Source organism: Marinirhabdus gelatinilytica (genome assembly GCF_003353425.1).
Taxonomy (GTDB): Bacteria; Bacteroidota; Bacteroidia; order Flavobacteriales; family Flavobacteriaceae; genus Marinirhabdus; species Marinirhabdus gelatinilytica.
This window is the reverse complement of the sequence record NZ_QRAO01000001.1, coordinates 1,152,283-1,164,317: the sequence shown is the minus strand read 5'-3', so window position 1 is coordinate 1,164,317 and position 12,035 is coordinate 1,152,283. Positions and strand designations below refer to the sequence as shown.

The window sequence follows — 12,035 nt, the reverse complement described above, 5'->3', positions numbered from 1 at the left end:
TGATGTATGAATTATATAAAACATTTAAACGCAGTCTTTCAGCAATTCTCGATGGACTCCAGATTGAACCCCACCCACATCAGCTTGTATGTTGCTTTGTTTCAGTTCTGGAACATCCACCGCTTTCCGGAGGTGTTCTACATCAACCGGGAAGAAGTGATGGCAATGGCAAAAATAGGCTCCAAAGCAACCTATCACCGATGCCTAAAGAATTTGAACGACTGGAAATACATTTATTATATGCCCTCACATAATCCATACAAAGGCAGTCAAATCAAGATGCTCAAATTCGGCACAAGTGGTGATACAAGTAGTGGTACAACTACTGGATCAAGTATTAAACAAGTTGTGGGACAAGCATTAGTATCTAACACAAACAGTAATAAACAAATAGAAAACAAAAATAAACCTAAGCTACCCAAAAATGAAAATGAGGTTTTGGATTTTTTCAAAAAAAAGAAATGGCCATCTATCGAGGGCAGAAAGTTCTTTAACCACTACACCTCAATTGGGTGGAAAGTTGGCGGTAAAATAAAAATTGTCGATTGGCAAGCTTCAGCTAAAAATTGGATGCTAAAAGCTGCTGAAATAAAAAAAGAACAAACGGAAAAGGAACTGTCTCAAAATAGGGACAACCTTAAAACTACTAAAGTCAAGGATTATGGACAACCCCTCTAAAATAATTGAAGGTGGCATTGAGTACACCTTGGGCAAATTTGATGGAAAAAGCGTACTGTACGATTTTGATAAAATACTTATCTATCTAAATGCAAAGGGAAAATTGCTTTTTGGAGATCATTTCAGAATTTATACTGAAGACGAAAACATCATCCGAAAACTCTGCCATTACTTCATCAAGGATAAAGAAAATTGCCAAAAAAATGACATTGACCCAGAAAAAGGGATTTTACTTACAGGTCCCGTAGGCTGTGGCAAGACCAGTTTGATAAAACTGTTAAAAAATTTGGTTCCATTACAACGCCCCTATTTGTTTGCTCCTTGTCGCAACATTGTTTTCGGTTTCAATCATCTGGGATATAAAATCATTGAAGATTATGGTGACAGCAGTCCTATCTGCTTCGATGATTTGGGTGTAGAGCCCATAGGTCGGCACTATGGCAAGGATTGTAATGTGATGGGCGAAGTCCTTCTTTCACGGTACGATCTGTTTCTAAAAACCAAATCAAAAATTAAAACACACGCCACCACGAACCTCAATGCCGAAGAACTCGAAGAACGATACGGCAATCGAGTACGGAGCAGGATGCGGGAACTTTTTAACCTGATTGCATTTGATGAGAATACTAATGATAAACGTAAATAGTTATGAAAATAGCCACATTTAACATCCAGAACCTCTTCCACAGAGACAGAACCCTTTTAGAAAAACCGTACGGAAAATGCGTTACAGATTGGATAAATGAACTTGATGAACTAATGCGGGGAAACAGTCGTGCATCAAATAATGCCGAGCGTATTCAAGAACTTGTTTTTTTATTGGGTTTTGACAAAACCTTTGATGTACCTTATGCTGTAATGCGTAAGCGAGCCGGCTTTGTTTTCTTAAAAGGGATGGACTATTCTAAGGAAATGAAATCTTGCGAACTTACCGATTGGAACGGTTGGATAGCCTTACGAACTACCCCTATTGACCCAAAAGCGGTGCAAAATAAAGCCAGAGCTATAGCCGATGTAAATCCAGACATATTGCTCTTGCAGGAAATCGAAGATAGGGCTTCGTTGGAAGAATTTAACGCCCTACTGTTGCCCGAATATGATTGTGAACCATTTCAAGAGGTAACAGTTGTTCAAGGTAGCGACAAACGTGGTCAGGAAATGGGAGTTTTACTGAAAGATGGTTACCGCATCAAATCTGTTAGAACCCATCCTTTCGATATCGACAATAGCCTTAATCCGAAAAAAGAGTTTTTTCAATATGAAATTGAAACGACATCTAATCAGACCATATGGTTGCTGGCCGCTCATCTGCAAGAAGAAACCTCAGACAAGGAAATGACGGATGCATACCGTAAGATTCAAGCCGAACAAATAGCGAATGTATATCACCAACTCTTTAAATCTGGTCACGAAAACATCATCATTGCTGGCACATTAAATTCAGTTTCCTATTCTGATTCGCTTTCACCATTATTGCGCGAAACAGATTTAAAGGATGTAACTAAACACAAATCGTTTAATGTAGACTTTGATGAAGGCAGCGATGCCGATTATTTTAGGTTGGGTGCATATCGCTTAGGAGTAAATATCAAACAGAAAGACTATTTATTACTTTCTCCTAATCTATTTACCAATGTCAAGGATTGCGGTCTTAACCGAAAAGGGATACTTCCTAAAAAGCGCCCTATTTGGAAGGTTTATCCTACTATGCATTCTAAAAAACAGGCCGCGAGTGAACATCCTGCGGTTTGGACAAAAATTAATATATAGGTGTAAATCTTATAAAATTTACTACTGTTCCGTAAACTCGATTGTTGCTTAATCTGTAGCCATTATAAGAGAGGAGAAAATATGACAACCTTTCTTTGTAAAATGGCCACCTACACTCTGTTCAATAAGATTAAAACTTTCTTATTATTACTATCTTTAATTTCGCAACAACAGTTTATTTGCTTTTAAGTTTTTAAGAAGAACACTAATGATACTATTAATATTTCTATTAATTTTAGTAGCATCTACAACGTCAATCTCACCTCGCCATAACAACTCTCGTTCTTTCTCTGGGCAAATACAATATAAAGAAGTCTCGGTAGTGTATACTTGATTCCGTTCTAGCTGTTTTGATAAGTAAATATGTTGATTGTTATAATAGTACTCTTCAAAAGATTGATGTTTTTTTGCAAAATTTCGGTAAGAATCCGTCATACTTATTTTGCTTCTCCTATCCGTAATTTTAGTAATAAGTATGGCATCGTAACCAGCTTTGAAGAGCTCTTTTTCGATTTCATTAAGTTGTTCTATCTTTTTTTCATTATTTGTAAAAGATTTTTCAAAAAGGTCTATACTTTTAACAGCCGCTACATCTTTTTTATTTAACTCTTCTACCATTCTTTTTTCATAAATGAGGCGTAAGTCTTTGTCCGCCGAAACTCCAATAATGAGTACTTTATTTGCATTAAAGTTTACAGCATCAGGATTTTTATATTGCTGAATCAACTTTGTGGGACTACAGCCCGCAATCAAAATTGAAAATACTAGTAAAATTGGTATATGTTTCATTAGGACTTTTCTTTATATGAAAAATTAGAATTTTTTCATTTCATCTTAAATAATTTAACGATGTGAATATTATTTCATTAACCTTGTAAGTTGAAAAAACCTTTTATATTCTTCAGGCACTGTTTCCATATTAACCAAACAACCTTCTTTTATATATGGATAAATCTCATCATAGGTTTGCACGTTATACATCCCAACCCTTTTGCTTATGTGACTTCGGTCTAATTCTTCTGGCCCATTGAGTCCTGCCGCAGCAATTAATTCTAAAAAGCTATGGATAGTAGCTTCGTGATATCTTTTAATTCTAGGTGCTTTATCATCTACTACCAAACCTTTGACTAGTGATTTGTTTTGAGTAGCAACGCCAACAGGACACGTATTGTTGTTACATTGTAAAGCCTGAATACATCCTATAGAGAGCATCATTGCACGCGCACTATTACACCCATCCGCGCCTAAAGCTATAGCTCTGGCCATATGAAACCCTGTAATAATCCTTCCTGCTACAATTACTTTTATCTCTTTCCTTAAACCAAAACCGGTTAAGGTATCGTGTACAAAAATGAGACCTTCACGTAGCGGCATTCCCATTGAATTAGAAAACTCAACAGGTGCTGCGCCTGTTCCACCTTCACCACCATCAACCGAAATAAAATCTGGCATTATGTTGGTAAAAAGCATCGCTTCACAAAAATCCATAAACTCTTGTTTACGCCCAAGACATAGTTTAAATCCAATGGGTTTACCATCGGATAGATCACGAAGTCTTTGGATAAAATGCATAAACTCTATTGGATCGGAAAAAGCTGAATGAGACGGTGGAGAATGAACGGCAATGCCAGGTTTAATATGTCTTATTCTTGCAATTTCTTCAGTATTTTTAATAGCCGGCAAGATACCTCCGTGTCCTGGTTTGGCTCCTTGTGATAACTTAATCTCTATCATTTTAACTTCGGGTCGAAGCGCATTTTCCCTAAAGGTAGTTTCGTTAAAAGTACCATCATCTTTTCTGCAACAAAAATATCCAGTTCCAATTTGCCAAATAAGATCACCCCCGTGCTTTAAGTGATAGTCACTTATTCCACCTTCCCCGGTGTTTTGCGCAAAATTTCCCATTTTAGCCCCCTTATTCATCGCTAAAACGGCATTCTTACTCAAAGAACCAAAACTCATCGCAGAAATATTTAATAAACTAGAGGAGTATGGTTGTTTACAATCCTTCCCTCCAATAATTAACCGTGGAAACTTACCTATGTCTTTAGGATTATTTTTTGCATACATAGAATGTTCCATCCATTCGTATCCGGAATGATAAATATCCATTTGTGTACCAAAAGGCTCTGTATCATTTTCCCCCTTCGCTCTTTGGTACACTAACGATCTCAGAATACGATTAATAGGTCTTCCAGAAGTATCGGTCTCCACAAAATACTGCATTATTTCTGGTCTAATGGACTCTAAAGCATATCTAAAACGGCCAATTAGGGGAAAGTTCCTTCTTATCGTTCGCTTTTTTTGAAAAATATCAAAAACCCCTAACAAAACTAGAGGGCCTATTATAATAAAAAGCCATAAAACTGGTTCCCAAAAAAATGCTATTCCTATAATAGAAATCACTACAATTACGGAAATTAAAATAAACTGTTCACGAACTTTCATACCTTAAGTTTAATACTTTAATTGAAAAAAGGAATTGTTCTAATATAAATTTAGAAAATCAAATTTAAAGATAAGTTTGACAAGAATGTATTTTATGAACTCAATATAATTGAAATTTAACTACTAACTTCAACATATCTTCACTTAAGCTATACAACCAATACAACTGCTCCCAGATAAGGTGCACTTCCTTATGAGCACGTACATTATCAGTTTTGGAAATTACCTCATTAGTAAGCTTTTCTATTGATAACCCAAGTGTTGGAGTTTCAATCTTTGACTTTGTTGAATTAGAATGCATTTTAGGATTTTCAAAATCGATCGATTTTAATTGCAAACAAATTGCATCTAGATTTTGTTGTATTTTTTCTGAAACTTGTTTAAATTCTTTGGAAGCTTTGGTGGTCTTATGGTTTTGTATATATGCACTTAACGATGTTAAGGAGGTCAAAAAACTTTGGTTAATTTCCACAAGCTCATAAATATGATCTATGTGATTTTGCTTTGATTTTGGTTCTTGAGCCATACGTTGAAAAGCAGCACTTAAATTAGACATTTGCAAAAAGGCCTCTTTTCGGTTTACTTTTAAACTGGTTGGGACCTTACCTTTTTCTTGATAATAACTACTGATTGATTTAAAAAATGCTGTGTTTGCCTTTAGTCCATCCTTTATCGTGTCTCCAATTTCCATAAATGACCACGCAGGTAGCAAAAATCGCATTGCGAGGTATGATAATCCTGCACCAATTAGAGTATCAATAACTCTAAATTGTATGACCCTTAAAATATCAGGCTGTATAATGGCATAAATAAAAATGACACTCAGCGTCACAAAAGCAGATGATGCTTTGTAATTTTTTTGAACCATAGAAAGCGCAGCCACTAAAGAAACTACTCCAAATGCGCCATATATATAAGGATGATCTATTAGAAATACGAAACCACTCGCTACGACGGCCCCAATGAGTGTACCGATTATTCGGTCTTTAGAACGTGTTTTTGTTAATCCATAACTAGGGCGCATTATGATTATTATGGTCAAGATAATCCAATACGGATTTTGCAGATCAAACAGCAAGCCTATACCATAACCTACCATTACAGTAATTGCTAAGCGTAGCGAATGTCTAAAAATTGTTGACCTAAAACTCAGGTTTCTTAGGATAAGTTTAGGGTTGTAATCCTGCGCACCAATGAAAAGTCTCAATTTATCCTTTTCCAAAATATGTTCTGAAGTTAATTCAGGAGTGCCCAATAACCATTTGATCTTCTTGAGCTTTTCATACTGTTTCTTTTGATAATCTAAATAGTTTTGGAGTATTAAAAAATCTTCATAACTATCTGAGGATAATGCATTTTTTAATTTTTGAACATCAATCTCAAGAGTTTCAAAAATGGACATAAGTGTATTGCTTGAGAGTTTTCGTTTAGGTTTGTGGTAATTGTTAGCTATGGTACGAAGTTGGTTTGACAACTCTGAAATCAATTTTTGAAAATCGGTTTTAAATTTAGGATGGACTTCAAATAGTGTATCCATTTTTTCATAGTTTACAGGATTAGCAGTAGCGGTTTCCAGTAATTCTACCAGTTGAATAAAAATCAACAAACGCTTACTTTGGTATTTAGATTTTCCTGATGTTTTTCTGTAAGAAATGAGAATTTCCCGCAAGATGTCGTGAAGGTTCGTTATTTCAATTTGCAAGGTCATCAATTGATTTTGCAAAGTGGTTCTATCGGGTTGCTCCCCAATGAGTTTTCGCCTGGCATCCAGAAAATCTGCTGTGAGAAGCATTATCTCTGTGAGAGTTTCCTCAGTTTGAGCTTTAGGGTTTATTAAGTATGCTAATGTAGATAACACTAGGTACCAAATACCTCCTAACCCGATTAATAATGCATATTGATATACTTCCAAATTTTCTGAAGTAATAGCAAAACTCAAAACCAAAGCAAGTAATCCAGAAAAACTTATAAGTGAAGCTCTAAACCCATATATAGAAATAAACGCAATTCCAAAGGTTAAAACGCCCAATAGCGGAAAAAGAAAAATGTTGGAAATATGAAAATAACCTCCAAAAAAACTGATTATTACAACCAAAATGGATGAAAACAAAATTCCAATTTGCTTGTGTTTTAAGCTACCACTCACATCACTGGGCGAGCACCAAAAGGCACCAAAACCTATAGCAAGACCAATGTCCAAACGGTTTGTAACAATTCCAGTAACAATTGGTAATGTAATGGCGACACCTACCAAAATAGCCTTTGAAAAGCTGGTGCTTTTTAAGAATTCTGAAAGTTCCTTAAGGTTATTTTTTATGAAGCTTGTAATGATACTAATCATTAATGGTTATGTTAAAGGTACCATTCATTTTACGAATATTAAACTGTAAATGAATGGTATCATTACAAATTCGTTAGTCTTTTGAGATTAATATTTAGCGTGGAAATTTAATGTATTATTCATCTCTCGATGGGATTATAGCACGTTTTAAAATTGAGAAATAGGAAAACAAAATCGGGTAATAATTACCCTATCGGGTAATTATCACTCACACACAAAGATAAATACAAAACAATTATCAATCTAACATATTGATTTTCAAATTTATATGAGATTATTGGATATACTAACAAATAATAGGTACAGCAATTGCAATTAATAACACAGAAGGAGTTATTTAGCTGTATATTAGATAAATAATAAGTATTTCAAATACTTATTATTCTGCTATAATTCAATAATAAAAATGCTCGTAGGGAGCTTATAATATATAACCCAATTAAAAATTTAAAAATATGAAAAATTTAGTAGGATTAGACAGGGGAAAAGCTGAGAGATTAGCTGTAGAACTTAATGTTTTATTAGCAGACTATGAAATCTTCTATCAAAACCTCAGAGGACTACATTGGAACATAAAAGGTAAAGAGTTTTTTGAACTACACGCTAAGTTTGAAGAATTGTATAAGGATGCTTTTGTTAAAATAGACGAGATTGCAGAACGCATTTTAACACTAGAAGCCGTACCGTTGCACGCTTACACAGATTATCTTGAAACCACACAGATTAAAGAAGAAAAAAACGTATCAGATGGTACAAAAGGTGTTGAAGTAGTCATAGATAATTTTAGAACATTAGTAAAAAAAGAACGGGAAATTCTTACGCTTGCAGCAGATACTAATGATGAAGGTACTGTAAGTCTAATGAGTGATTATATTTCAGAAACAGAAAAAACCCTTTGGATGTTTAACTCCTATTTGAAATAATTAAAAATCCCTTTTCAAACTAAAAGTGAATACAGTAAAAATTGGAAAACGTTTTTTTCTAAATACCATTCACTCACTGCAAAAGAATTTTCTGAATTATCGGAAATGTCGATAAAAGAAAGTGAAAAAGTCTTATCAGAACTTTCCTAAACCGAAAAACTTGAAATATGGACAACAAAAATGGGCTATTTGGACAATTAAATAGTATCACAACAACAAATTAAATGATCATACAATGGGAAAATACACCACATTATCTACAGCCATCAATGACCTTACAAACAAAGGCTACACCTACAACTTTAATATGAAAGAAGATTTTATAGAATGTCCAGAAAAACACTGTCAATTAAAACCTGAAGAATTCGAAATTGATGAAAAATACCGTTTTCAGGAAATGTCTGATGTGGACAATGAAAGCGTTTTGTATGCTATTTCTTCTACAGATGGTAAAGTAAGAGGCTTATTAGTAAATGCCTATGGTATTTATGCAGACTATGCATCTTTTAAATTGGTTCAAAAACTAAACAGACCAGGTAGATAATAATACTATGTCGAACATTAAATTAATTATAGAAGAAAGAGCCGCCAACATCGGCAATTTTATGGTAGGACGTTTACTGCCATTTAGACAGAAACGCACAGTAGGGCCTTTTGCGTTTATTGATCATATAGGACCAGCGAAAATGAGCAAAGAAGAAAATCTTGATGTGCCACCACATCCACATATTGGGTTGTCCACACTTACCTATTTGTTTGAGGGATCCATTCAGCATAAAGATAGCTTGGGTTCAGATATTGAGATTAAACCAGGAGCGGTAAACTGGATGACCGCTGGAAAAGGTGTAGTACATTCTGAAAGAACTCCAGCGTATTTACGTGACTTAGAGAAGTCTCTACACGGATTACAGATTTGGGTAGCATTGCCAAAACATTTAGAGCAGACAGAAGCCTCCTTTACCCATATTGAAGAGAAAGATATACCTCATTGGGACGAACAAGGAGCTCAATTTAAGTTGATAGCAGGTAAAGCATTTGACAAAAAATCTCCCGTGCCTGTTTATAGTGATTTGTATTTTATCGAAATAAAAAGCTTTGATAGACAGCAAATTAATATTGGCGATGAACTCTACGGCGAAAGTGCGCTGTATATTTTAAAAGGTGGTATTAATACAGACGGACATAAATATGGTAATAAACTAATTTTAATCGCTAAGGATAGTACTTTGTGTTCGTTTGAAATGGAACCTGATACGATCATATATGTTTTTGGAGGAATCCCATTTGAAGAAGAGCGATTTATTCATTGGAATTTTGTGAATTCTGATAAAGCTGTCATCGAACAGGCTAAACAAGATTGGAAAGAACAAAATCTGAAGACTTTTGCCAAAGTTCAGGGGGATGAAAAAGAATTTATACCACTACCAGAATCACGTAAACTATAAAACCAATTAGATGATTCAAAGAGTTTTTCTAACACCCTTTCAAAAATTCGTAAAAATCGAAGGGCTTAGTGGTATTTTATTATTGTTCACAACTATTGTGGCGTTAGTATGGGCAAACTCTCCGTTTGGTGATATATATAGGGAACTCTGGCAAAATGATTTAGGAATCATAACCGAAAATTTTGAATTTAAAAAACCATTGATTCTTTGGATAAACGATGGCTTAATGGCTGTTTTCTTTTTTCTTATTGGTTTAGAAATTAAACGCGAATTGATGATTGGAGAACTCAATTCAAAGAGAAAAATTGCGTTTCCCTTAGTAGGTGCTCTCGGCGGGATGTTAATTCCTGTTATAATCTTTGTTATACTCAATGAAAACCCAGAAACACTTAAAGGATGGGGTATACCTATGGCTACAGACATTGCTTTTTCACTGGCAGTTCTTAGTGCACTTGGAAAACGCGTCCCATTAAGTCTCAAAATATTTTTAACGGCCTTCGCTATTGTAGATGACATAGGCGCGGTGTTAGTCATTGCCTTATTCTATAGTGGCTCCATCAATCTTACATTACTACTGATTCCATTAACAATGCTCGGTATATTGTATGGCTTATCATTTAAAGGTTTTTATTCAAGATTTCTTTTGTTTTTCTTTGGAGTTATAATTTGGTTCTTGTTTTTAAAATCTGGTATACACCCAACGGTTGCAGGAATTTTATTAGCATTTTCAGTTCCTATTAGACAGAAAATCGATACTTCAAAATTTCTGGCTCAATTAGAGGTCGTTTACAATAACATTAAAAACTCCAGTATTTTGCATAAGCCTATACTTTCTACAGAACAGATAGAGCACATAGATGATTTAGAGGACTGGTCTTCAAAATTTCAATCGCCTTTACAGCATTTAGAACACAGCTTGCACGGTTGGGTCGCCTATTTTATAATCCCTTTGTTTGCGCTTGCTAATGCAGGTGTGTTCATTGATAGTAATGCATATTTAGATTCAGCTTTAGTAATCAATATTATAATATGTCTGGTGATAGGTAAAGCAATTGGCATTACCTCTATTGTGATGTTTGCTAAAAAACTAAGGTTGATAGAAGTTCCCAATGATATAGGTTTTAAACAAATTTTAGGGGTTTCTTTTTTAGCAGGAATAGGTTTTACAATGGCCATTTTTATAGCTAGTCTGGCATTTACATCATCACCAGAATTTATAGATTCGGCAAAAATAGGAATATTGTTAGGTTCCTTTATTTCAGCAATAATAGGCTATCTGATTTTGAGATTTAGCAAAATCTCAAATGATAGTAATCAAACATTAAGCAATAGTTAATTTCTAATGGAAGAATTTATTCTCACATACAAAGCTTCAATATATTGGATCATAGGAGTTATTATAACCGTAATTATTTTACGGGGTGTTACTAATTTATTTTATAAATGGGCTGTAAGGAAGAAGAAGCAACTACTTCCCGATGAAAACTCAAATATTTTAAACGTATTGAAAAGAATACTCAAGGCGCTGTGGCTTGTTCTGGGTATTATTGCTTTGAGTTTTGTTGTAGTAGATAGAGAGAAAGATGAGATTATATTACGCAACTTTAACATAGTCCTTTATTTAGGCGCAATTACCATCTTCGCCATCGTTGCTGCTGCCGGTATTAATATTTGGTTTAAAAGAAAGGTAGCGCATAAAATCGCCAGTAATGAAGATCCCACAGCATATAAGTACCTAAGATATGTCGCTGTCTTTAGTATATATTTTTTAGGTATTATACTTGCTCTATTAGCTTTTCCTTCTATGCGGGGTATTGCTCATACTGCATTAGGTGGTGCTGGGGTTATTGCTATTATTGCAGGTATCGCTTCTCAAGAGGCACTAGCTAACATAATAGGAGGATTTTTTATTATCATCTTTAAACCTTTCAAGATAGGCGATCTCATTAAAGTAACAGATACTATGGTGGGTAGGGTTACAGATATCACATTGCGCCATACGGTAATTCGAAATTTTGAATATAAAATGATTGTAATTCCTAATTCAATTATCAATAAAGAAAAACTGATCAATTATGATTTAGGTGAATTAAAATGCTGCGAACGTATCGAAATAGGAATTTCCTACGACAGTGATATAGATTTAGCAAAAAAAATTATGCAGGAAGAATGTGAAAAGCACCCGTTAATCTTGGATAATCGTACAGAGCTTGAAATACAAGAAGGCAATCCAATAGTAAAGACTGCTCTTATAAAGTTAGACGACTCTTCAATGACCATAAGAGCCTGGACTTGGGAGCAAAATTACAGCGACAGCTTTCAACTAAAGATTGACGTGTTGGAAAGTATTAAAAAACGTTTTGACGAAGAAGGTATCGAAATACCTTTCCCGCACAGAACCCTTGTAATGAAGGAGGAAAAATAAATTAT

At 34.6% G+C, this 12,035-nt stretch carries 11 protein-coding genes; 8 read left to right on the top strand and 3 right to left on the bottom strand.

What is annotated here, in order from left to right:
* Positions 1-6: 6 nt before the first annotated feature.
* Genes C8D94_RS05365 through C8D94_RS05355 form a run of 3 tightly spaced genes read left to right on the top strand, consistent with a single transcriptional unit; the run spans position 7 to position 2,448 of the window.
* Positions 7-678, top strand: a complete 672-nt coding sequence (locus C8D94_RS05365) for a hypothetical protein (RefSeq protein WP_115122836.1) — start codon at positions 7-9, stop codon at positions 676-678.
* Entirely contained in the window at positions 662-1,324 is a 663-nt protein-coding gene (locus C8D94_RS05360; RefSeq protein ID WP_115122835.1) for a P-loop NTPase family protein, read from the top strand. The genes C8D94_RS05365 and C8D94_RS05360 overlap by 17 nt, the downstream gene beginning before the upstream one ends.
* 2 nt (positions 1,325-1,326) lie before the next feature.
* Positions 1,327-2,448, top strand: a complete 1,122-nt coding sequence (locus tag C8D94_RS05355) for an exonuclease/endonuclease/phosphatase family protein (RefSeq protein ID WP_115122834.1) — start codon at positions 1,327-1,329, stop codon at positions 2,446-2,448.
* A 156-nt stretch (positions 2,449-2,604) separates the two neighbouring features.
* Here C8D94_RS05355 and C8D94_RS05350 read toward each other — a convergent pair whose 3' ends face one another.
* From C8D94_RS05350 to C8D94_RS05340, 3 genes are all read right to left on the bottom strand, one after another.
* The gene (locus C8D94_RS05350; RefSeq protein WP_115122833.1) at positions 2,605-3,237 is read right to left on the bottom strand and encodes a hypothetical protein; all 633 of its coding nucleotides are present in this window, start codon (positions 3,235-3,237) and stop codon (positions 2,605-2,607) included.
* Positions 3,238-3,306: 69 nt separating this feature from the next.
* Positions 3,307-4,896 carry an FMN-binding glutamate synthase family protein gene (locus tag C8D94_RS05345; RefSeq protein ID WP_115122832.1) on the bottom strand — a complete coding sequence of 530 codons (1,590 nt, stop codon included), beginning with the start codon at positions 4,894-4,896 and terminating at the stop codon, positions 3,307-3,309.
* A 100-nt stretch (positions 4,897-4,996) separates the two neighbouring features.
* Positions 4,997-7,237, bottom strand: coding sequence for an FUSC family protein (locus C8D94_RS05340; RefSeq protein ID WP_115122831.1), 2,241 nt, complete (start codon positions 7,235-7,237; stop codon positions 4,997-4,999).
* Positions 7,238-7,692: 455 nt separating this feature from the next.
* Here C8D94_RS05340 and C8D94_RS05335 point away from each other — a divergent pair, with 455 nt between their 5' ends.
* The 5 genes from C8D94_RS05335 (at position 7,693) to C8D94_RS05310 (ending at position 12,030) form a co-directional block, all read left to right on the top strand.
* A complete protein-coding gene (locus C8D94_RS05335) occupies positions 7,693-8,160 on the top strand; it encodes a Dps family protein (protein WP_115122830.1) in 468 nt (155 codons plus the stop codon).
* A 235-nt stretch (positions 8,161-8,395) separates the two neighbouring features.
* Positions 8,396-8,704 carry a phosphoribosylpyrophosphate synthetase gene (locus C8D94_RS05325; protein ID WP_115122829.1) on the top strand — a complete coding sequence of 103 codons (309 nt, stop codon included), beginning with the start codon at positions 8,396-8,398 and terminating at the stop codon, positions 8,702-8,704.
* A 7-nt stretch (positions 8,705-8,711) separates the two neighbouring features.
* Entirely contained in the window at positions 8,712-9,605 is an 894-nt protein-coding gene (locus C8D94_RS05320; protein WP_115122828.1) for a pirin family protein, read from the top strand.
* Between the two features lie 10 nt (positions 9,606-9,615).
* Positions 9,616-10,941: a Na+/H+ antiporter NhaA gene (gene nhaA / locus C8D94_RS05315; RefSeq protein WP_115122827.1), complete on the top strand. Its 1,326-nt coding sequence runs from the start codon at positions 9,616-9,618 to the stop codon at positions 10,939-10,941.
* A gap of 6 nt (positions 10,942-10,947) precedes the next feature.
* Entirely contained in the window at positions 10,948-12,030 is a 1,083-nt protein-coding gene (locus C8D94_RS05310) for a mechanosensitive ion channel family protein (RefSeq protein WP_115122826.1), read from the top strand.
* The last annotated feature ends 5 nt before the right edge of the window (positions 12,031-12,035 follow it).